Below are 23,384 nucleotides of genomic sequence, written 5' to 3' on the forward strand. Positions count from 1 at the left end.
TTTATTATTGGTGTTGGAGTATTGTTTATTCCGCTACTCGTCTTATTTTGACAGCTTGTAAATTACAATGACAAATAATAAAATTATTTTTCTCATAAGTGATTATCTAATTATACCATCTATAATACATAGAACATCAATCCAATCTTAATCGCATTCATATTTATATTATGACCATTAAGTTGAGCATCTTTAGAAAAAAGAGGATTTAAAGCATAATACAAATAAATATTCCAAGTGTTATAGCCAGCACTTAATGTTAAGCCGTATTGCAAACTATTAAAATCATCATTCTTACTGTGTTTTAAGCTTCCTAGATCGCCTATGTACTTTGATGTCTGCGCTAACACATAGCCAAACTTAAACCCCGTATAAATACGCCAAAATTTATACTCCATAGGGGTTGATGTTCGCCATCTGAATTCAAAAGGAACTTCTATCAAATAGCTAGAGAATTTGTTTTTAGAATAGGTACTACTACTCTCCAATATATCATAAGTGAAATCACGTGAATTATCTTTACTAATTAATAAATTTTGATTGAATGAATTTGCAGAAAACCCCAAGCCAACACCAATTGCAAAATTCCTTGATTTATTAATTGGCATATCTTTAATAAAACCTAGATGAAAACCTAATGAAAACCCACTTTGATTAAGTCCTGATGGTGTTTTAGCTAATAAGTTATAAGTAACTCCTGCATAAAATTGATCTTCTTTATATAGCGAATCAACTTCTTTAGTTACTATATTTTCTTGAGCATAAGAGAAAGTAATTATAAATAAAAAAAATAAAAAAGCATGTTTCATTATTAATAAATATTGCTAAAGCAGTTCTACAACTTTAAAATTGCAAAGTTATCAAAAGTTAAAAGGCGTTTTGATATATCAAAACGCCTTTTTTATATAAAATTAAGAGTGAGCAACTAATCTCTTCCAAATACACTACCTTTTTTAGTGGTATAATTTATTTTAAGAGCATTAACTTTACGCAATTCTTGTTTAATATCACCAATTAACCCCATATTAGCGTCTTTATCTACTTTTAAAGCAGTAGTTAGAAAGGGAATTAATTCTTCACGTTTTGAAGCGCGTTCGGCAGCAATAAAAGAAGCAATTTCTTTTACGTCAGCAAACTTATCATTTAACTGAATTTTTGCCTCAGTACCGTATTGTTTATAATTAGCACTTGGTTTACCCGCGTATATATACATTACCAAATCCTTTTTATCAAGCTTTTCTACCTGATCTGCGAATGGTAAATTATTATCAATCATTAAAGTATTTTGCCTCATAACAGTGGCTACCATAAAAAAGAATAATAACATAAATACAATATCCGGTAAAGATGCCGTATTAACCGCCGGCATATCGCCACTTTTTTTCTTTTTAAATTTAGACATATTTATAAATGTTAAATCTTAAATTATTTTTGTACTTCAGAAAGTTTTTGAGGATAATCTGCTTTTATTTGATCAATCTTCTCTTTTAACTTCTCTTTATTCCCAGGCCAGTTTACATCTTTATAGTTTGCTTCCATTTCTGTAAAAGATGTACCATATTGAGCTTGAGCTCTAACGTTTCTTAAGTCATTATATGCGGCTACCAATTCATTTTGTACAGCAATATATGTTTTATAAGATGTTTCTCTATCGTTCGCTAAAGAAATGATGGCTTTATCAGGATTATCTGATGACGATGGATCTTTCAGGCCTCTACAATAATCACAAGACCTGTCTCCACCATTATCTAAAAAGGCTATGGCTTTCTTTCTCAAATCCTTAAGTTCCAACGGTTCATCTTCTACCAATAACTGATCATTTTTATTCAACAAAACAGTAAATATATTTTTTTGTTTAATAATAACATCTTCATCAGACTCTTCCATTGGAGGAAGTTTACGGTTAATTCCCGAATCAGTCTCAATAGTAGTTGTTACCAAGAAAAATATTAGTAGTAAGAACGCAATATCGGCCATGGAGCCTGCATTTACTTCTGGTGCTGCTCTTTTTGCCATAATTTATTTATTAAATATTTTTTTAACTCCGCCTAATAACATAGATCCTATTGCAAGAATAGCTAGTGCATAAAACGCATATAATCCAGCTCCTACTGCTTTAGATGTTCCTTCATCTACATCCAAACCCTTATCTGTAAAAGGTGTTAAGTCTAAATCTGTTCCAGATGACATAGCATAAGATATAAATATCACTGCTGCAAATGCTCCAACTGTTATCAAAGTCTTTTTAATATCTCCAGCAAATAAACCTTTTAGAACAAATAATACAACCAATGCTAATACTATACCTAGTACAACGTATGTAACATATAGCATATTGCCACTCATACTTAGAGCTGTTTCATCGTCACCCGCCATAATAGTCAGTGCAAAAATCGCACCAAGTATAGCAAGCGCAAACGCTACTATTTTTAAAATTTTATGTAAACCCATTTTTTTTAAGTTTTAGATTATTACTTTTTGTTTCTAATCAATAGATCCATTAACGTGATAGAAGCATCTTCCATATCGTTAACAATACTATCGATTTTAGCAATAATATAATTGTAAAAAATTTGAAGTATAATAGCTACTACTAAACCAAATACAGTTGTTAAAAGTGCTACTTTAATACCACCTGCAACAAGTGATGGTTGCATATCTCCAGCAGCTTCAATTTTATCGAAGGCTTGAATCATACCAATTACTGTTCCCATGAAACCAAGCATTGGTGCCAGTGCGATAAATAATGAAATCCAAGATACGTTTTTCTCCAATTGCCCCATTTGAACACCACCATAAGCTACTACAGCTTTTTCAGCGGCCTCAAGACCTTCATCAGTTCTATCTAAACCTTGATAGTAAATAGATGCAATAGGTCCTTTTGTATTTCTACAAACTTCTTTTGCAGCTTCAACACCTCCAGATGATAAAGCATCCTCTACACTTTGTGTTAATTTTTTAGTATTTGTTGTTGAAAGGTTTAAAAAGATAATTCTTTCTATAGCAATTGCTAATCCTAGAATTAAACATAATAATACAATACCCATAAATCCAGCGCCACCTTCAATAAAACGCTTTTTTAATTCTTGATGAAATCCAAGAGGCTCATCAGCAGCAGCTGTGTCATCTTGAGTAATACTTGCTACTGTAGTTACAGCTGTACTAGTGTTTGCAATTGCAGTTGCATTAGCGGTTCCGAAAGCCATCATTCCTGTTATGGCAAGGATAGAAAATAATCTTTTCATGTTCTAGATCTTAATTTTATTAGTTAAAGTGTTAAAGATATAAAAAAAAAGCAATTAAAAAACAAAAATCTCAGCAGAGAGGAAGGGATTCGAACCCTCGATACCCTTTTGAGGTATACACACTTTCCAGGCGTGCGCCTTCGACCACTCGGCCACCTCTCTTTATTTAATAACTTTTTTTTACTGGGCTCAAATAACAAAAAAAACTTTGAACGCTAAAATTATAATAGTTAATTTTAAGTCATTTCTCCCCTTAAAGATGTTTCATAATTGGTTTTGAACATTTTAGGGGTTATATTTTTTCCCAACATATACATTAATTTACCAACTGCAGCTTCAGTTGTAATGTCTTTTCCTGAAATAACGCCTATTTTTTTCAATGCGCTACTTGTTTCATAATGCCCCATCATGACACTTCCACCTGAACATTGGGTAATATTTATAATATGAATGCCTTTAGAAATATTTTCTTTTAACATATTGATAAACCATTTTTCAGTAGTACAATTTCCTGCACCATAAGTCTCAATGAGAGCTGCTTTTAAATTTGGAGTGTTAAATATACTTTCTAGCAATACTTTTGTAATGCCTGGATATAACTTAATAAGCGCCATATTTTGGTCTAAACTTTTATGAACAGTAAGTTTTTTTCTTCCGTTTGGTTTAAATAGATACTTGCTATTAATTTTCAAATGCACACCAGATTCAGCTAGATCTGGATAATTTAAAGATGCAAATGCTTGAAAATGCTCAGCGTTTATTTTTGTTGTTCTATTCGCCCTATATAATTTGTATTCAAAATATAAACAAACCTCTTTTACCACAGCCTTACCTTTAATTTGCATAGAAGCCACTTGAATGGATGTAATTAAATTTTCCTTAGCATCGGTTCGTAAATCCCCAATGGGTAGTTGAGAGCCTGTAAATATTACTGGTTTAGCTAAATTCTCTAACATAAAACTTAACGCTGAAGCTGTATAACTCATCGTATCACTTCCATGGAGCACAACAAAACCATCAAACACTTTGTAATTACTTTCAATAATTTCTGCAATTTGAACCCAATATTCAGGATTCATATTACTGGAATCTATAGGCTCTTTGAAAGATACAGTATCAATATTACAGTCTAAAAGTTTTAATTCTGGAATACGAATGAGTAGGTTTTCAAAATCAAAAGATTTTAACGCTCCTGTATCTGCATCCTTAACCATACCAATGGTACCGCCAGTGTAAATGAGTAATATATTTGGTTTAGAATTGCTCATTCCTTAAATTTTAAAAACGTCCTTAGAATTTTGAGTTGTAATTTCGGCAATTTCATCTAAAGGCACATTATATATGTGCGATAGCTTTTCTAGCACCTTTATTATATAGGCACTTTCGTTCCGCTTACCTCTATAAGGAGCGGGCGATAGATACGGCGAATCTGTTTCTAACACAATATATTTTAAATTGATTTGATTTAAAAACTGGTCAATTTTTCCGTTTTTAAAAGTAGCTACACCACCAATGCCTAGCTTCATATTATAGGATATGGCTTGATGTGCTTGTTCTAAAGTTCCTGTGAAACAATGAAAAATACCGAATAAATCATCACTTTTTTCTGTTTCTAAAACTTGAAAAATTTCATCGAAAGCTTCTCTGCAATGAATCACGATTGGTAATTTATATTGTTTTGCAAGTTGTATTTGATGTTTGAAGGCTCTCTTTTGAATGTCTAATGTGGATTTATCCCAATACAAGTCGATTCCAATTTCGCCAACGGCATAAAATTTTCGCTTTGCGAGCTGCTCTTCAACATGTTTTAATTCGGCTTTATAATTATCTTTTACATGTGTTGGATGTAAACCCATCATTAAAAAAACATGTTCAGGAAAATCTTTTTCTAGTTGAAGCATGGATTCAGTGTATGTGGAATCAATAGCTGGAATAAAAAACCGAGAAACACCTAGTTCAATAGCGCGATTAATCATCTCGTTTCTATCTTCATCAAAGGCCTCACTATACAAATGTGTGTGTGTGTCTGTAATAATCATTTGGTAAAAATAATGAAGAATTTGAAGTTGGACATTGATTTCACAGATTTTCACGGATTGAAAAGCCCCTTCAGGTTTAAAAAACCGCTAGGTCTTGAAGACCTTGTAGATCTCTTTAACCAGACCTACAAGGTTTTTAAAACCTCGCAGGTCAACACACGAAAACTTTCTTTTTCTAATCCAACTTATTCAACAACTTCTGGGCGCGTTTATAATCATCTGCGTCTTCAGGAATGGTTTTTAAAATATCAACACAAGCCCCTTTATCATCTTGCTTCAATTTACTCAATGCTAAATACCAGATAGCTTTGTTTTTATATGCTGAATTTCCGTTCCTTAAATCTTCTAACAAGTTATCAGACGTTTCAAAATTGCTTAATTCTATATTACTAATGGCTCGGTACAATTTCAATTCAGAATTATCTTTATCTAATTCGATCAACTGTTTGAAAGCCTCTTCCGCGGAAGCGAAATTTTTTGTATTAAATGTGTTTTCAGCAGTTTTTAAAAGGTCATCATTCGCACCTCTAACGGTTAAACTTATAGCATCATAATTATTAAAATCGCCATACGTTGGGTTTGAAAATTGATTAACAGTAAAGATTCCGAAAAGCAAAGCAACAGATGCCGCTATAATGTACTTAAACAAAGTGTAGGTTTTAGTCTTTCCTTCAAATTCAGAAACATCTTTATTTTCATTAAAATGTGAATCAGAAATATTTTCTAAATTCTTTTTAAATGCATTCGACTTTTCTTCGTTTTCAAATGTATGCTCCAAAAAAGAAGACAATTCCTTATAGGTCTTAAATGCTTCCGCAAATTCAGGGTCGCTTTTTAATTTAGCTTCAAAAGTGATTACTTCATCTTCAGATAATTCATTAGACGAATAGGATTCAAATACTATATAATCTTGCTCTTTCATGACAGTTAATTATTAAGTTGGTTAAATTTGGGCGACTCTCGAACCAACGTTGTTAGTTTACCAATACACAACGATTTCTTTTTTCGTGCGTATGCATAAGTTACATTTAAACTTGCTGCTACTTCTTCCATCGATTTTATTTTGAAAGTTGCTTTAAGTAAATCTTTACAAGCGGTTCCAAGTTTTTCGAACATTTCGGCAAACAAGGCTTGTTTCTCACCAAATACCGAAGTTTCAAAAGCCAATTCTTGAGCCTCTTCACCTTTAGATAACACGTCCTCATTAATTGTTACCTCTTTATTAGAAGATTTTTTTAATTCGTTCAACCATTTGCGTTTGCATAATAAAAAGAAATAGGCATCAAACGGACAGGTTAATTGCAGATTCTTTTCGCTTGCCTGATTATATATAGTGACTAGTGTTTCCTGAACAATGTCTTGAGCTCTATCTCTGCTCCCACTGTTCTGCTTAATGTAATTAACAACCTTTGGCACAAACTCATCATAAATGGCTTGTATTATAAAAGAGTTGTTTTTAAGCAATCCGTCTATATATTTTTGATCTTCATGTATTTTTTTTTCACTCATTAACCCTTGTATTTGCTACTAATGTAAAAAAACTTTCAAAAAAAAGGGTAACAAATTTAAAATGGTTTTGATATAAGGGTGTAACAGTCAAAATGGCTGAACAATTAAAGCTAAAATTAATAACAATAAACAATTAGAAATCATGAGAAAATCAATTTTAATTATCGGAACCGTAGTATTATCAATAATAAACGTAAACGCTACAAATGAAAAAACGACACTTAGCACTTCAATTGAAGTTGTAGAAATCACAAAAAACCATATTGCCCAAGTTTTTGATTGGGAAGTAAAAACAAACAAAGGAACTTACGCAGGAACATCACTTAGTTTAGAAAGTGCAAAACGCATGATAACTTTATCAAGTAGCGGAGAAATTGTAAAAGACAAAAAAATTACAAGTTATTTAATGTTGAAAAGCGAAGCTAACAGCAACGCCAAAAGAAATTATTTCTGGGAAGTTAAAACCGCATCAGGAATGGCAAAAGGGTATTCTTCAAGTGAAGCTTATGCACATAAAATGATTGAACTCGTAGCCTCTGGTGATGCTATTGCAGAAAAAATGATCATCAGTCAACCTCAACAATAAAATAAAATTTTAAAATAATTACCTAAACAGGGTAACAAAATAGCTGCCCTGTTTATATAAACTTGAATAACAATTTAAAACACAAAATTATGAAGAATTTAAAACACCTTTTAGGAACATTAGTAATGACAGCTTTACTTTTTACAAGCTGTACAAAAAATGACAACGACGATTTAAATATAATTGTTCGTGCTACGACAGAAGATTTCAATAATTTAAAAGAAACAGCCTTAGAAAATTTAACTCAAGACTTTCAGTTTAACGCTGAAGATGGCGGTGTAACATTAACATCAGAAAACGGAGTAAGCATTTACATTAATGGATCATGCTTAACCTTAAACGGAAACGCCGTAACAGGACAAGTAAATTTAGAATTTGTTGAACTTTTTGAAAAAGGAAATATGCTTGTAACCAACAAACCGACTATGGGTGTTTTGCCAAATGGCGATAAAGCGTTATTGATTTCTGGAGGTGAGTTTTTTATTGAAGCTACTCAAAACGGAAACATTCTTGAAACAAATTGTGATATCCAATTAGGCATCCCCTCTAATTTAACAGGTGGAACCGACAATGACATGCTTTTATGGGATGGCACCATTGATGCAGAAGGAAACTTAGCTTGGGATGAAAACAAACGCGATAATACTGGTCAAGGTGGTGTATTCGCAGAAGGCAATCAATACTATGCTTTTATTGGAGATTTCGGGTGGTCTAACGTGGATCGTTTCTATAATGACCCAAGACCAAAAACAACTATTCTAGTTGGCGTACCAGAAGGCTATGATAACACAAATTCTTCTGTATTTCTATCTTATGATGGTGAAGATACCGGACTAGCAAATCTAGATACTTACGATGCTGAATCAGGTTTATTTAGTGAGCACTACGGACAAATTCCTGTTGGATTAGAATGCCATGTTATTTTTGTAACAGAAGAAGCTAATGACTGGAAATATGCTGTACAAGCTGCAACCATTACAGAAAACGGAGTTATAACAATTACAGACGGAGAAACGTCTATAGTTACTCAAGCACAACTTACAAACATAATTAATGGTTTACCTTAAACATCTACACAATTAATTACCTACTTAGTGGTTTCCCCAATTTTTCGACCTACTTACCTAAAACCAGAAACCAAGTGTTTCTGGTTTTTTTTGGGTAACAAAACATACTATAAATGGATATAAATATGTACACAATATCTATTATGAAAAAAATAGTTTACTTATTCATATTAGTTGTTCTTATACTTCTAGTCATAAGTGCCAATATCATTATGATAGTATCTAATATTAATGCGTTATAAAAAGTAATCTCTTTTTGTATATTTATCAACAACTAAACACTAAATGTATAATGAAAAAACATTTCGCCTTATTTCTGTTTTTCGCATGTATCCTATATGTTCCAGCACAAGAACTAGTCAACGACACCATTACAAGAACTGCAACAATAAAAGCAAACGTAAATGGCAACACGGTAGTTTTAACTCCAGAAACCCCTTCTTTAAATCAAATTGCGGGTGCGCCCAAAGCGTTTTATACCCATTACTGGGAATTGGGAGACGGCCATTATAGCACAGAAGAAAGTCCAAAACATGTTTACAAAAACAAAGGCGAATATGAAGTAAAACTTTGGGCAACCAATAATTACGACACTGGAAAACCACCTACAACGCGACCTAAAAAAATAACTGTTAATACTATTTCTGACGAACATGAAGACATAGCAACTATGGATGAGGATTTCACCTTAAAGCGTAACAGAGAACCTGTACTCAATGAAGACATTGTAACCATCCTAAGCTATAAAAACATCAAAAATTACAATACAAACGGAAAACTCTATCTGTTTTATAATGAATTAAAATATAAAGCTGATAATTTTGAAATAACAGACACAAGGCTTCATCATAATGAAAAGAAGGTTTCAACTGATGCTTTTGCTTTTACCAGAAATATAGATGATGATGGAACATACATTGCGTCTATAAGCAATCAAATTATTCAGTCTAATCAAGTATTGCAAGATTCTACCGTAAAAACCAATTTGCCATTAACCGTTTCAGAATCTAAAGCCATATATAAAAACTGGAGTGTTTTAGAATTCGATAATATGCAACCTAAAGAAGAGCGTCATATCTTTTTCAGTTTAAAAACAACTCCCGAAATGGTTAAAGATACGAGCGCCATAATTTCAGTTCGTGGCATTTATGTACCCGATGGAAATTATGATAATCACAAAGTGAAGGACATGGAAATGGAAATTGTTACCTCGCACGACCCTAATAAAATGTCGTCGAACGGCACCTTTATGAACTACAGATTGGTTCGTTTTAAAACCTTAAAATACAAAATCAAGTTTCAAAATAATGGTGAAGGACCGGCTAACACGATACGTTTAGAAACCGATATTCCAGACATGTTGGATAAATCTACTTTAAAGGTTTTAGAAATGTATCCAAAATGTGATATCTGCCCCAAACACGAGGTTGTTTACAGTTGCTTAGATACTACATTTACAGATACTCAAGCTATTTTCACATTCAAGAATATTTATTTACCTGGTAGCGAACAGAAAAATGTAAAAGCATATGATTCTACCAAAGGCTTTGTAAAATACAGTATCAAATTTTCTAAAGATTTTCATAAGAAAAAAACCAAAAGTAGAACCGTTATTATTTTCGATAAAAATGACCCAATAATTACAAACTATTCTACCACCCGTTTTTTACCCGGAATTTCCATTGGCACAAAAGTAGGCTATAATTCGTTTTCCAAATTAAGGAATTCTGAAAGCTACTTTTTTGGAGCTACACTCTCACCATACAAATCCTACCGCTGGTATTGGCAAATAGAATTAATGAATAATTTTCATAATTATGATGGAAACACAGCTATTAAAGAAGAATTTGTACAAGAAGCTCAAGGCTTTCGATTCAGGCAACGCACAACTACAAACATGTCATACGAAAATATAGATTGGGACATTCCTGTCTTATTACGTTATAACATTAACAATTATATTGGACTTGGTGCTGGCTTACAAAACACTATTTCTTTAACTGAAAAGAGCAGCAGCATGGTTTTTATTGAGCAATTTGAAGGCGAGCAACCTGATGCGCCTATTTTTAATACCATTGAAGAAACAAATAACGAAACCAATTCATTCACCAATTTACGAACTGGTTTATTATTTGAAGCCACTGCTGGTTTTGCCAGAATTGGACCTAGTTTAGGCGCACGATATATCATGAATTTTGAAAACGATTTTAATTATTGGCAATTTTACGCCATCTGGAAATTCTGAGAGCCTAAGGCTCATTTAGCAGTTCTTATTTATGAAAAAAACATACTTTCTTCTTTTTTTTATTTACGGATTTGGTTTCTCCCAAAACCTTGAAGAAACTATTTATGTAGTGGCTGAAACATTTATTGCTAATCAAAATGTAACTTCACTTCAACTTTTAAACACTAAAGAGTCTGACTTCAAAAATCAAGTAAAAACTAAGGATGAACAACTCGCATTGGTTTTTTTACAAACTCATAAAGCTTATTACTTATTTGAAACGTCGAAACTAAATGAAGCTATCACAACTTACGAAGACGCTTTAAAACGATTTAATGAGCATGAACTTTCTGAAATTTCAGAATTTGATATTATTGAAAATTGTCTAAAACCACTAGGTAATTTATATACCAAAACAGGCGATTTCACCAATGCTCTAATTACTATAAATCAATACATTTTTTTAGCTGAAAAAACCAAAAATACAGGGCATCAAATTAGTGGCAGTATTAATCTTGCAAAACTTTATTATACACTTGGCAAACACGAAACAGCTATAAAAACAATAGATGATGCCTACAAATTGCCAAACATATCCAAAGCACAAAAAACACATTTACATAATATTAAAACCGAAAGTTTGATAGCCTTAAATCAATCTGAAAAAGCATCTTCTTTAAACAGTTCAACTAAATTCTCAACTTTTCAGAAAGAAAAAAACACCTATTTAATTCAGTTACAAAACGGCAATTACCCGAAAGCCTTAACGTCCTTTATAACATATAAAAACCATCAACTTAAAAATAAAATTACAGGAAGAGCATTAGCACTGCTTTATATTGAAGAAGCACAACTTTATTATCTATTGAAACTTCCAGACGATGCTTTAAATAATTTAAACCTTGCCATTAAAGCGTTATTACCAAATTTTAAAAAGGAAGGATTACCCGAAAAAAACTTGTTATATCCCGAAAACAAATTCATTGATATTTTTGATTTATATGCTGAAATTGAAACCAATCCAGAAATGGCTTTACAGTGTTACGATTTAAGCTTTTACGTTTCCGGTTTATTACAAAACGCTTGGACCTCGCAAGAAACCAAAATTTTAAACGAAACCAATAACCGTATTAGAAGCGAAAAATGTATTGATATTCTTTTTGATTCATATAAACAAACTAAAAACAAGGCGCTTTTATTTAAGGCATTTCAATACTCCGAAAACAATAAAGCTTCGGTTTTAAAAGCCGTTTTTCTAAAAAAAATACACTTGCAACGTTTTCCAAATGACAGCTTATTAGTTAAAGAATTCGATTTATTGAAAGAGCAAGAACACATTACAAGCTTATTAGTAAAAGAGGGATTAAATGCCTCAGAAATCAATGATTTAGGCACGCAACTTAGCGCTATTAGCATGCAACTGAAATCTTTAAAAACCGCTATTTCTAAAAAATATCCGGATAACTACGACTTGTTTTCTTTGGAAGCTATGAAAAGGCAATTATTAGTAGACCATACTGTTTTAGTCGAATATTTTTATGGCAAAAACAGCATCTATCAGTTTATAGTTTCAAACAACGATATTATCCTAAATCGAATTCCTCTAAACACATCGATTAAAAGCGACATTACCAATTTTATTAGTCTTTTTGATTCGTCATCAACAATAAATAACGACATTAAAAACTATACAAACCAAGCGTTCAATATCTATAAATCATTAAAATTTGATGCGCTTTCTTCTTATAAAAATGTGCTCATTATTCCAGATGGTTTATTGAATTTCATTCCTTTTGAAGGGTTGTTAAAAGAAAAAACCAATACCACTTCATTTTCTAAAATGCCGTTTGTTATTACCAATCAAAAAATAGTCTATAACAGTAGTGTTATATTGTACTTAAACAAGATTAGCAAACTCGATAACAATACTGTTTTAGGGTTTTTTCCTGTTTTCGAAAACACCAAACAAGCACTCACCTATTCCATACATGAAGCCGACGCTATTGAAAATGTAATGCAATCGCAAATGTTGATGCGAACCGAAGCGACGAAAACCAACTTTAACAAAAATGCTTCAGATTATGGTGTTTTACACTTATCTACGCATGCCAGTAGCGGCGATTTTGTAAAACCTTCAAATTTATCGTTTTATGACACCTCCATCTTTTTAAACGAATTATATAGCCTAGATTTAAATACTAACCTGGTCGTTTTAAGTGCCTGCGAAACAGGTATCGGCAAACTTTATAAAGGAGAGGGCGCTATGAGTATAGCTCGGGGTTTCCAATATGCAGGAGTTCAAAATTTATTGTTTTCATTATGGCAAATAAACGATTTATCGACTTCGCAAATCATGCAATTATTCTACCAAAACTATAGTGAAAGTGAATCTGCTTTTGTTGCTAATCATCATTCAAAAATTAAATATTTAGAAAATGAATCTATAAGTAATATTAAAAAATCGCCTTATTACTGGAGTGCATTCGTTTTTTATGGCATTCCAGAAGTTGCAAAATCTCAAGGCTTTACATTTTATATTATTTTTGGGATATTAATTGTTTTGATTATTTTACTTTTATTGTTCAAATCAAAAATTTATGGCAGAAACGCTTCAAGAATTTCTTCTAAAAAAAGGATACACTAAAGTTAAATTACACCTTACAAAAACAAATCATTTCGAAATTAAGGCCACTATAAATGGTGAAAAAGGATTATTTATTTTAGATACAGGCGCTTCTAGTTCTTGTGTTGGATTTGAAGGTATTGAAACTTTTAAACTAAAAGCTGAAGACTCCATGATAAAAGCTGCTGGTGCCGGCGCTATAGACATGGAAACCAAAATGTCTAAAAAAAATAAAGTCAAAATTGGAAAATGGTCCAATAGCAAAATTGTTTTAGTTTTATTTAACCTGACCCATGTTAATACCGCACTTATAAACCACAATTCTAAACCTGTTGATGGTATTATTGGCGCAGACATTTTAAAAAAAGCAAAAGGGGTTATAGATTATGAAAAGAAATATCTATATTTAAAATTATAAATTTAATAGTAAATAATTTTCTCTCTAAGTCCCTATGAATACATCTATTGTAATAGCAGATGACCATCCGCTTATGCTGCGTGGTTTAACCGATTTTTTAACATCTAGAGGCTTTAATATCTTAGGCAGTGCCGCAGATGGAAACACAGCGTACAATCTTATTGTTAAATTAAAACCCGAAATAGCTATTCTTGATATAAGAATGCCACATAAAACGGGATTAGAGATTGCCGAAGCTTGTCAAAAAAATGGTTTATCAACTAAAGTAATTCTTATCACTTTTGATAAAGAAGAAGAACCATATGATCAAGCCTTAAAATTTGGTGTTTACGGCTATATTTTAAAAGAATTTGCGATTGAAGAAATAGAGACCTGCATAAGTCAGGCTATTAATGGCAAACCCTATTTTAGTAACGAAATAACATCTTACTTAAACGCAAGTACATTAGAGAAAAAGCCGGAAAAAATTGACACTTTAACTAAGTCCGAATTAAAAATAATAAAACTTATTTCAGAGAATAAAACCAGTCAAGACGTTGCAGATGAACTTTCCATTTCTGTTCGAACTGTTGATAAGCATCGAAGCAACATAGTAGCAAAACTCGGCTTAAATAACAAACCCACCGCTCTTGTAGTTTGGGCTAATTTAAACAAAGCATATTTTTAAAAAATACGTAGAAGTGCTTATTTTTTTAAACGTTTCCATAAACTACCTTTACAGTGCTATTAATTAGTTCTTAGGGAGAATTAAAGAAAACTCTAAATTGTAATAATTTAGAGTTTTCGCTTTTCACAAACTTTCATTTTCCATAAAAATACGTAGAAGTGCTTATTTTTTTTCACAACATTGCCACATATCTTTACCGTGCTATTAATTAATTCTTTTGAGAGAGAATTTTTTTAGATACTCTGCATTGTAATGATGCAGGGTTTTTAAATTTAATTTAAAAACCCAAACTATTGTTCAAAACCCCAATAATGGAAAAAGAAAATAATATTCTTAAAAAATATTGTTTTATAGGATTAGTCATTTTAGTTATTATAGTTATTTCTATAAATATCTTTATGTGTTTTAGTTAGTCAATCTTAATTTAAACCAAAAAAGGTGTTACATCAAACGATGCAACACCTTTTTTATGGTTAATTATATTATTTTAGAATTATAATTCTAAAGCCTTTTTAACATCATTGTTCATTAATAACTCTATTGGGTTTTCTAAAGCTTCTTTTACAGCTACTAAAAACCCTACACTTTCCTTACCATCAATTATTCTATGATCATAAGATAAAGCCACATACATTATAGGCCGAATTTCAACTTTTCCATCAATAGCAACAGGACGTTCAACAATGTTATGCATTCCTAAAATCCCACTCTGTGGTGGATTAATTATTGGCGTAGATAACATACTACCAAATACACCTCCGTTGGTGATAGTAAATGTACCTCCAGTCATTTCGTCAACTGTAATTTGACCTTCTCTCGCACGAATTGCCAAACGTTTAACTTCAGACTCAACACCTCTAAAGCTTAAGTTTTCAGCATTTCTAATTACTGGAACCATTAATCCTTTTGGTCCTGAAACCGCAATACTGATATCACAAAAATCGTAAGACAACATTTCTTTACCATCCATCATTGAATTGACTGCTGGATACATTTCTAAAGCTCTAACTACCGCCAAAGTGAAGAAACTCATAAACCCTAAACCAACACCGTGTTTTGCTTTAAAGGTTTCTTTATATTCTGACCGTAATGCAAAAATAGGCGACATATCTACCTCGTTAAACGTAGTTAACATGGCTGTGGTATTTTTCACCTCTACTAAACGTTCGGCTACTTTTCTACGCAACATAGACATTTTACTTCTTGAAGTACCTCGACTACCACCTGTTGGAGTTCCCATTGAAGGCACTGCATTTACAGCATCATCTTTAGTTACTCTCCCATCTTTTCCTGTTCCAGAAATAGCCTTTGCATCCATACCTTTTTCGGCTAAAATCTTTTTTGCAGCAGGACTTGCAGAACCTGTTGCATAGGTTTTAGTTTCAACTGATGCTTTTGGTGCTTCTTCTTTCTTTTCAGCTTTTGGTGCATCACCACCGCCTTCAGGTTTTTCGGCACTAGTATCAATTAAGCATACTACTGCTCCAACTTCTACAGCATCACCTTCTTCCGCTTTAAGCGTTATAATTCCACTTGCTTCAGCAGGTAACTCAAGGGTTGCTTTATCGCTATCTACCTCAGCAATAGCTTGGTCTTTTTCAACATAATCTCCATCTTCAACTAACCATGTTGCTATTTCCACTTCTGTAATGGATTCCCCTGGTGAAGGCACTTTCATTTCTAAAATCATTTTTTATAATTTTAATTGTATATGAATTTTATTCTTTTTTCTCTAAATTCCCAAAAACTTCGTCAATCACACGGCGTTGTCTTCTTTTATCTCTTGTGCTCGACCCTGGTGCAGGCACCGAATTGTATGGTCGAGATGCAACTTCTAATTTAACCAAATCCATACGTTGTAACATATAACTCCAAGCTCCCATATTTTTTGGCTCTTCTTGTGCCCATGTATAGTTTTCAACATTTGGATACTTATCAATAACCTTTTGAATTTTTTCTAAGTGAAGCGGAAATAACTGCTCAATTCTTATCAAAGCAACATCTTCTCTTTCAAGCACTTCTCTTTCGGCTAATAAATCATAGTAGAATTTACCTGTACAAAATACTAATTTCTTTACATTTTTAGGAGGTATTGAATCATCTATAACTTCCTGGAATTTCCCCGTAGCTAATTCATTTATTGAGGATACCGCTTTTGGATGACGCAATAAACTTTTTGGTGTAAATATGATTAAAGGTTTTCTGTAATTACGTTTCATTTGACGACGTAATAAGTGATAAATACTTGCTGGCGTTGTACAGTCCGCAACAATCATATTATCATTCCCGCACAATTGCAAGTAGCGTTCAATCCTAGCCGATGAATGCTCAGAACCTTGCCCCTCATAGCCATGTGGTAATAGCACAACAATACCGTTTTGAGATTTCCATTTATCTTCTGCTGCCGATAAATACTGATCGAATATAATTTGAGCACCATTACTAAAGTCACCAAATTGAGCTTCCCAAATAGTTAAGGTATTAGGATTCGCCATAGCATATCCATAGTCGAATCCAAGAACACCATATTCTGATAAAAAGGAATTATAAATATCCATTTTACCTTTATTTTCTGGATTGATGTTTAAAAGATTAATTCGTTCTTCAGATATTTCATCACGTAAAATAGCATGCCTATGACTAAATGTACCACGCTCTACATCCTGCCCAGAAATACGCACATTAAACCCTTCCTCAAGCAAACTACCATAAGCTAAAGTTTCAGCCATTCCCCAATCTAGAGTATCGGTTTCAAAAACCATTTTTGCCCGTCCATCTAAAATCCTTACAGCTTTACGCAAAAATTTAACGCCTTCTGGCACTGTCGAAACCACTTTAGAAATATGTTCTAGTTTTTCTTTAGGATATGTCGTATCAGAGTCTTCAAGCATGGCTTCAATACTTCCACGCTCAAAAGCGGTCCAACGCTCTTGCATAAATTCTCTAACTTTAGAGGATTTTGCTTGCTTAGACTTATCATATTCGCGCTCTAAAGTGGCTTTAAAATCTGCAACGATTTTATCTAAATATGCCTTATCTATAGTATTTTCAGCAATTAACTTATCTGAGTATATTTTAAATGGATTAGCATGTTTAGCTATTTCCTTATATAATTTTGGTTGTGTAAAACGGGGTTCATCACCTTCGTTATGCCCGTATTTTCTATAACCCAACAAATCTATATAAACATCTTTTTTGTATCGCATTCTATACTGTAAAGCCATTTCTACAGCGTGAACGACCGCTTCGGCATCATCAGCATTTACATGCAAAACTGGAGACAAGGTTACTTTTGCCACATCTGTACAATACGTACTTGAACGAGCATCTAAATAATTAGTTGTAAAGCCTATTTGGTTATTAACAACTATATGAATAGTTCCTCCTGTTTTATAGCCATTCAATTGGCTCATTTGTGCTACTTCATAAGCAATTCCTTGTCCTGCAATAGCAGCATCTCCATGCACAATTATTGGTAGAATTTTAGAATCATCCCCATCATAATCTGTATCAATTTTTGCTCGAGCAATACCCTCGGCTACAGGAGCAACAGTTTCTAAATGAGATGGATTTGGTACCAAATTCATTTTGATGTTTTTTCCGTTTTGATAGGTTTTATCTAGGGTTAATCCTAAATGATATTTTACATCACCATCAATACTTTCATCTTCAAAATCTTTACCATCAAATTCGCTAAAAAGTTCATTTACCGGTTTTCTAAAAATATTTACAAGTGTACTTAAACGTCCTCTATGCGCCATTCCTAACACACATTCTTTAACGCCGTGTTTTTCAACGGCATAAAAAAGCATATTGCTTATTGCAGGAATTAAGGACTCGCCACCTTCTAACGAAAAACGCTTTTGACCTACATACTTGGTTTGTAAAAAGTTTTCGAACGTTACCGCTTGGTTTAATTTTGAAAGAATATATTTTTTAGTTTCAACTGAATAATTAGGTTGGTTATCATTTTCATTTAACTGATCCTGCCACCATTTAATCACGTCAGGATTACGCATATACATATACTCAACACCAATAGAGCTGCAATAAATATTCTCTAAATGCGTAATAATTTGACGTAAAGGTTTAGCACCAATCCCTAATATTTCTCCAGCATTAAAAACAGTATCTAAATCACTTTCTGTTAAATTAAAGTTACTAATATCTAAAGTTGGTGAATATATTCTTCGCTCTCTAACAGGGTTTGTTTTTGTAAACAAATGCCCCCGCATTCTATAACCATCAATAAGTCTTACAACATTAAATTCCTTATGAACATGCTCTGGGATTTGTACTGAAACACCTTCAACGATTTCACCATCCAAACCGTAATTTTCACTACCAAAGTCATATCCTTGAAAAAAGGCTCTCCAACTTGGTTCTACTGCATCTGGGTTCTGTAGATATTGATCGTATAAATCAGCGAAATATGCTGTATGTGCGGTGTTTAAAAAGGAAAATTTATCCATTATTATTTCTATACTAAAACGATTGAGTCAAAATATTTTTCAAAAATACAACTTTTACCAAAATTAGATGTTTCTTTGACTATATTTATGGCATATATTATACGTTTAACGAATATGCTTAAATACGTGTTAAATTTTTAGTCATTTCTCATTCTCATGAATTTATTTCTCTTAAATAATAAAAAAACTGCCCTCATTTTATTTATCACCTTTTTTTGTTTTCAAAACACCATCGCTCAAGAAGCCAGAAGTGATTTCTGGAATCGTGTGCGTTATGGCGGAAACTTAGGTTTAAGCTTAGGAGATGGTTTTTTTAGTGGCACCATAGCGCCTAGTGCTATTTATGAATTTGATGAAAATTTTGCCTTTGGCGTAAGTATAAATGCCACTTTTAACAACCAGAAAAATGTTTACAAATCAACTATTCTAGGTGGAAGCTTAATTGGTCTGTACAACGTTTTTAGAGAATTACAACTTTCGGCAGAACTTGAAGAACTTCATGTTAATAGAAGATATAATGTTACCCTAAATATTCCTGATGACACGTATTGGTCGCCTGCCTTATTTCTTGGCGTTGGTTACAGAAATGGCAATGTAACTTTTGGCATTAGGTATGATGTTTTATATGATAAAAATAAAAGCATTTACTTTGACCCTTGGCTGCCATTTGTTAGGTTTTATTTCTAACTTATAAAGGCAAATAAGAATTCCCTTGTTCAACATCTAAGGCCAACTCTTTAATCGTCTTCTCGTTTAAAATTTTTAAAATCTCCTTTCTTGAAGGACTTAATATAGCGTGCAACGGACAAGGTTTATCCTCATTACATTTTTCTAAACTCAACATGCAACTAGTGAGTCTCTTTTCGCCATCAATATTGTTTAAAATATTTATAACAGGCTGACTTACATTCTCCTTATTTAAATAAAAACCGCCTTTGGGTCCTCGCGTAGAAGAAATTATATTTTCCTTAACCAATTCCTGAAGTAATTTTGCAATGTATGCCTGCGGAACATTTATAGGTTTCGCAATATCTTTTACCATAATTTTATGGTCTTCATTGGAATGCAAAGCCAAAAACAAAACGGCTTTGATTGCATATTTTGATGAATTTGAAATCATAATCGAAATTAAACAATTTCAATGAAATACAAAAAAGATATTTATATCTCAAATATGATTTTTATCATATAATATTGCTAGTCAAGATTATAATTTTGTTATTAAAATATACTAACATGAAGATAACACTAAAAATTTTAATGACCTTATTAATAACACTACTAATTAGTTGTGGTGGTAAAGAAGAAAAAAAGAAAGAAGGTTTTTCTTATGATAAAAAAGAATCAACTAAAACCAAAACAAGTACTACTCTAGAAAAAATCCCTGCCTCTAAAACAGTAGACTTAAAAAACAAAGGTATTGGCCCAATTACTTCGATATCACTAAATCCTGAAATCGACCAAACTATGGCAACACATGGTGCAGATGTATTTAAAAAAATGTGTACGGCCTGCCATAGGGTAGAAAAAAAATTCATTGGACCTGCTCCAACAGGAATTTTAGAACGTAGATCTCCTGAATGGGTCATGAACATGATTTTAAATCCAGATGAAATGACACAAAAAGATCCATTAGCAAAAGCATTGCTAATAGAGTTTAATGGCTCTCCTATGGCGAATCAAAATTTATCTGAAGAAGATGCCAGAGCTGTGTTAGAATATTTCAGAACACTAAAATAATGTAATTTATGAAAAACTTAAAACAACTATTTTTTGTTTTTGCATTTGTAACTTTAGTTTACTCGTGTAAAAATGAAAACAAAGACGCCTCAACGACCTCTACAGCCTCTCAAGCTGAAACCACTAAAGAAAAAACAGGTCAAGCCTTTATTACTGATGACGTAAGCAAACCTACTGTATTAAGCATTGCAATTGAGTCTAAGGACCATACTACTTTAGTTGCTGCTGTTCAAGCCGCCTCATTAGAAAACGCCTTAGTAAATGCTGGACCATTAATGGTGTTTGCTCCAACAAACGAAGCTTTTGCAGCATTACCTGAAGGTACTGTAGAAAATCTGTTGAAACCAGAAAACAAAAATGCTTTGGCTAATATTTTAAAATACCATGTTACACCTGGAAACTATTCTAAAGACTTCCTAAAGAAGTTCAAAAAATTAGGACAGGCAAATAATGCCTATGTGAAGGTTGAAGTGGTTGATGGCGAACCAATGATTGGAGGTGCAAAAATCTTAGCAAGTGTAAAAGCTGGGAATGGTATTGTTCACGTAATCGACAAAGTATTACTTCCGCCAACCGAATAATTAAGCACTAACTAAAACATATAAGACAATGAAAAAAATATTAAAATCAACTGTTGCAATATTAAGTGTTCTAGTAGCATTTACAAGTTGTAATAATTCAGGCAAGTCAGGCAATAAGTCTGGAGCTCTGGCAAGTAATGTAGCCGAAAAAGTTTATGTTGCTCCTGGTGAACATGATGAATTTTACGCGTTCATATCTGGAGGTTTCAGTGGTCAGTTATCTGTTTACGGATTACCATCTGGGCGTTTATTTAAAGTAATTCCTGTATTCTCACAAGATGCTGAGAAAGCATATGGCTATAACGAAGAAACAAAACCTATGCTGAATACTTCTCATGGTTTTATTCCTTGGGACGATTCTCACCATCCTGACATTTCACAAACTGCTGGAGAACTAGATGGTCGCTGGATATTTATAAATGGAAATAACACACCACGTATTGCAAAAATAGATTTATCTACTTTTGAAACGACTGAGATTATTGAAATACCAAATAGCGCAGGGAATCACAGTTCGTCATTTGTAACTGAAAATACCGAATATGTTGTTGCTGGCACGCGTTTTTCTGTTCCAATTCCTCAAAAAGACATGCCTATAAAAGACTATAAAGGAAACTTTAAAGGGTCTTTGTCTTTTATATCTGTAGACCCAGAACACGGGCACATGGATATCAAATTCCAATTAATCATGCCTGGTTTTGATTATGACCTATCGCATCCTGGACGTGGTAAATCTCATGGCTGGTTCTTCTTTACGACATATAATTCTGAAGAAGCAAGCACCCTTTTAGAGGTTAATGCATCTCAAAACGATAAAGATTTTATTGCAGCTGTAAACTGGAAAAAAATTGAAGAATATGTAAATAATGGTGGTGGTACAATGGTGCCTGCTAACTATGCGCACAATGTGTATGATGAATCTACACATTCAGCAACTTCAACAATGAAAAAAGAAGTACTTACTGTGAATCCTTTAGATGTTCCTGGAGCTGTATATTTCTTACCAACACCAAAATCACCTCACGGGTGCGATGTTGACCCTACTGGGGAATACATTGTTGGTAACGGAAAATTATCAGCTAACTTAACAGTACACTCATTTACTAAAATGCTTGATGCTATTGAGAACAAAAAATTCGCAGGTGATGCTTATGGTATTCCAATCTTAAACTTCGAAGATGTTTTAGCTGGTTCTGTTGAGCAACCCGGTTTAGGACCATTACATACTGAGTTTGATGGCAAAGGCAATGCATACACAACCTTCTTTATTTCATCAGAAGTTGTAAAATGGAAATTAGGTACTTGGGAGGTTGTTGATAGACAACCTTGTTATTACTCTGTTGGTCATTTAATGATTCCTGGAGGAAACTCAGCAAAACCATTTGGCAAGTATGTTGTGGCCATGAATAAAATTACAAAAGATCGTTATTTACCAACAGGTCCCGAGGTAACACAATCTGCACAGCTATATGATATATCTGGCGATAAAATGGAATTATTATTGGATTTCCCAACTATTGGTGAGCCTCACTATGCTGCTGGTTGTCCTGCCGATTTAATAAAACCACGTTCTAAAAAGATTTTCAATTTAGAAGATAACAAACATCCATTTGCAGCTAAAAATGAAATGGGCACCAAAGTTGTTAGAGACGGAAAAACAGTTCATATATATATGACCATGATTCGCAGCCACTTTGCACCAGATAATATTGAAGGTATTAAAGTTGGAGATAAGGTGTATTTCCACGTTACCAACTTAGAACAAGATTACGATGTACCACATGGCGTAAGTATGATTGGAGCTAATACTTCTGAATTACTTATTATGCCAGGGCAAACGGAAACTTTTCTATGGGAACCAAAACAAGAAGGTGTTTGGCCATTCTACTGTACCGATTTCTGTTCTGCATTACACCAAGAAATGCAAGGCTATGTTCGTGTATCTGCTGCAAATGCTAATACACCATTAAAATGGTCTCTTGGAGAAGATATAGAATAACAAAACTTAGGAGGATTTTGTTTTAGTGTTTATTTTCCTAATAAGGCGAGAGTTAATTATTTCGCTCTCGCCTTTCTTTTAAAGCACTAAATTTCCTGCGAAGGCAGGAATCAAAAAAAAAAAAAACATTTCTTTAATTAATATTTTGAATGTTTAATACTCTTGAATGAAAAACAAGGGGAATGCCTTAAAAAAGAATAGTATAACTAAAAAC

Annotated in this window: 22 protein-coding genes and 1 tRNA gene; 10 read left to right on the forward strand and 13 right to left on the reverse strand. The window is 32.9% G+C overall.

Going from position 1 to position 23,384, the window contains the following annotated elements; genetic code table 11:
- Nucleotides 1-119: 119 nt before the first annotated feature.
- The 10 genes from ABD935_RS04925 to ABD935_RS04970 all read right to left on the reverse strand — a co-directional run bounded on the left by ABD935_RS04925 (nt 120) and on the right by ABD935_RS04970 (nt 6,793).
- Nucleotides 120-809, reverse strand: coding sequence for a porin family protein (locus ABD935_RS04925; RefSeq protein WP_345190540.1), 690 nt, complete (start codon nt 807-809; stop codon nt 120-122).
- Nucleotides 810-925: 116 nt separating this feature from the next.
- Nucleotides 926-1,402: an ExbD/TolR family protein gene (locus ABD935_RS04930; protein ID WP_345190541.1), complete on the reverse strand. Its 477-nt coding sequence runs from the start codon at nt 1,400-1,402 to the stop codon at nt 926-928.
- Nucleotides 1,403-1,425: 23 nt separating this feature from the next.
- Nucleotides 1,426-2,016 (reverse strand): ExbD/TolR family protein, encoded by a 591-nt coding sequence (locus ABD935_RS04935; RefSeq protein WP_345190542.1) that lies wholly within the window; start codon nt 2,014-2,016, stop codon nt 1,426-1,428.
- A 3-nt stretch (nt 2,017-2,019) separates the two neighbouring features.
- The gene (locus ABD935_RS04940) at nt 2,020-2,451 is read right to left on the reverse strand and encodes a hypothetical protein (protein ID WP_345190543.1); all 432 of its coding nucleotides are present in this window, start codon (nt 2,449-2,451) and stop codon (nt 2,020-2,022) included.
- Nucleotides 2,452-2,471: 20 nt separating this feature from the next.
- Nucleotides 2,472-3,245, reverse strand: coding sequence for a MotA/TolQ/ExbB proton channel family protein (locus tag ABD935_RS04945; protein ID WP_345190544.1), 774 nt, complete (start codon nt 3,243-3,245; stop codon nt 2,472-2,474).
- Between the two features lie 74 nt (nt 3,246-3,319).
- Nucleotides 3,320-3,407: transfer RNA gene (locus tag ABD935_RS04950), tRNA-Ser, on the reverse strand.
- 74 nt (nt 3,408-3,481) lie between these two features.
- Nucleotides 3,482-4,513 (reverse strand): asparaginase, encoded by a 1,032-nt coding sequence (locus ABD935_RS04955; RefSeq protein ID WP_345190545.1) that lies wholly within the window; start codon nt 4,511-4,513, stop codon nt 3,482-3,484.
- 3 nt (nt 4,514-4,516) lie between these two features.
- Nucleotides 4,517-5,284 (reverse strand): TatD family hydrolase, encoded by a 768-nt coding sequence (locus ABD935_RS04960; RefSeq protein WP_345190546.1) that lies wholly within the window; start codon nt 5,282-5,284, stop codon nt 4,517-4,519.
- Nucleotides 5,285-5,459: 175 nt separating this feature from the next.
- Nucleotides 5,460-6,206, reverse strand: a complete 747-nt coding sequence (locus ABD935_RS04965; protein ID WP_345190547.1) for a tetratricopeptide repeat protein — start codon at nt 6,204-6,206, stop codon at nt 5,460-5,462.
- A 5-nt stretch (nt 6,207-6,211) separates the two neighbouring features.
- Entirely contained in the window at nt 6,212-6,793 is a 582-nt protein-coding gene (locus tag ABD935_RS04970) for an RNA polymerase sigma factor (RefSeq protein WP_345190548.1), read from the reverse strand.
- A gap of 142 nt (nt 6,794-6,935) precedes the next feature.
- Between ABD935_RS04970 and ABD935_RS04975 the strand changes: the two genes are divergently transcribed.
- From ABD935_RS04975 to ABD935_RS05000, 6 genes are all read left to right on the forward strand, one after another.
- On the forward strand, nt 6,936-7,379 hold the full coding sequence (locus tag ABD935_RS04975) for a hypothetical protein (protein ID WP_345190549.1): 444 nt from the start codon (nt 6,936-6,938) through the stop codon (nt 7,377-7,379).
- A gap of 89 nt (nt 7,380-7,468) precedes the next feature.
- Nucleotides 7,469-8,446: a hypothetical protein gene (locus ABD935_RS04980; RefSeq protein ID WP_345190550.1), complete on the forward strand. Its 978-nt coding sequence runs from the start codon at nt 7,469-7,471 to the stop codon at nt 8,444-8,446.
- Nucleotides 8,447-8,738: 292 nt separating this feature from the next.
- Nucleotides 8,739-10,691 (forward strand): DUF7849 domain-containing protein, encoded by a 1,953-nt coding sequence (locus tag ABD935_RS04985; RefSeq protein ID WP_345190551.1) that lies wholly within the window; start codon nt 8,739-8,741, stop codon nt 10,689-10,691.
- Between the two features lie 31 nt (nt 10,692-10,722).
- Nucleotides 10,723-13,314 (forward strand): CHAT domain-containing protein, encoded by a 2,592-nt coding sequence (locus tag ABD935_RS04990; RefSeq protein ID WP_345190552.1) that lies wholly within the window; start codon nt 10,723-10,725, stop codon nt 13,312-13,314.
- Nucleotides 13,268-13,711, forward strand: coding sequence for a retropepsin-like aspartic protease (locus tag ABD935_RS04995; RefSeq protein WP_345190553.1), 444 nt, complete (start codon nt 13,268-13,270; stop codon nt 13,709-13,711). The genes ABD935_RS04990 and ABD935_RS04995 overlap by 47 nt, the downstream gene beginning before the upstream one ends.
- Nucleotides 13,712-13,745: 34 nt before the next feature.
- The gene (locus ABD935_RS05000) at nt 13,746-14,378 is read left to right on the forward strand and encodes a response regulator (RefSeq protein ID WP_345190554.1); all 633 of its coding nucleotides are present in this window, start codon (nt 13,746-13,748) and stop codon (nt 14,376-14,378) included.
- A gap of 493 nt (nt 14,379-14,871) precedes the next feature.
- Here ABD935_RS05000 and odhB read toward each other — a convergent pair whose 3' ends face one another.
- Together odhB and ABD935_RS05010 are read right to left on the reverse strand one after the other, a co-directional pair.
- Entirely contained in the window at nt 14,872-16,068 is a 1,197-nt protein-coding gene (gene odhB, locus ABD935_RS05005; RefSeq protein ID WP_345190555.1) for a 2-oxoglutarate dehydrogenase complex dihydrolipoyllysine-residue succinyltransferase, read from the reverse strand.
- Nucleotides 16,069-16,096: 28 nt separating this feature from the next.
- Complete coding sequence (locus ABD935_RS05010) at nt 16,097-18,850, reverse strand: 2-oxoglutarate dehydrogenase E1 component (RefSeq protein WP_345190556.1); 2,754 nt, start codon at nt 18,848-18,850, stop codon at nt 16,097-16,099.
- A gap of 156 nt (nt 18,851-19,006) precedes the next feature.
- On the opposite strand from ABD935_RS05010, the gene ABD935_RS05015 reads away from it, so the two are divergent.
- Nucleotides 19,007-19,537: an alpha-ketoglutarate decarboxylase gene (locus tag ABD935_RS05015; RefSeq protein WP_345190557.1), complete on the forward strand. Its 531-nt coding sequence runs from the start codon at nt 19,007-19,009 to the stop codon at nt 19,535-19,537.
- A 1-nt stretch (nt 19,538) separates the two neighbouring features.
- On the opposite strand, the gene ABD935_RS05020 is transcribed toward ABD935_RS05015, so the two are convergent.
- Nucleotides 19,539-19,970 (reverse strand): RrF2 family transcriptional regulator, encoded by a 432-nt coding sequence (locus tag ABD935_RS05020; protein ID WP_345190558.1) that lies wholly within the window; start codon nt 19,968-19,970, stop codon nt 19,539-19,541.
- Between the two features lie 116 nt (nt 19,971-20,086).
- On the opposite strand from ABD935_RS05020, the gene ABD935_RS05025 reads away from it, so the two are divergent.
- The 3 genes from ABD935_RS05025 to nosZ are packed head-to-tail and all read left to right on the forward strand — an operon-like array spanning nt 20,087 to nt 23,170.
- Nucleotides 20,087-20,590, forward strand: a complete 504-nt coding sequence (locus ABD935_RS05025; protein WP_345190559.1) for a c-type cytochrome — start codon at nt 20,087-20,089, stop codon at nt 20,588-20,590.
- 8 nt (nt 20,591-20,598) lie between these two features.
- Nucleotides 20,599-21,171: a fasciclin domain-containing protein gene (locus ABD935_RS05030; RefSeq protein WP_345190560.1), complete on the forward strand. Its 573-nt coding sequence runs from the start codon at nt 20,599-20,601 to the stop codon at nt 21,169-21,171.
- Between the two features lie 28 nt (nt 21,172-21,199).
- Nucleotides 21,200-23,170 carry a Sec-dependent nitrous-oxide reductase gene (gene nosZ / locus ABD935_RS05035; protein ID WP_345190561.1) on the forward strand — a complete coding sequence of 657 codons (1,971 nt, stop codon included), beginning with the start codon at nt 21,200-21,202 and terminating at the stop codon, nt 23,168-23,170.
- Nucleotides 23,171-23,384: the final 214 nt, after the last annotated feature.

This window comes from Algibacter agarivorans (genome assembly GCF_039543245.1).
Taxonomy (GTDB): Bacteria; Bacteroidota; Bacteroidia; order Flavobacteriales; family Flavobacteriaceae; genus Algibacter_G; species Algibacter_G agarivorans.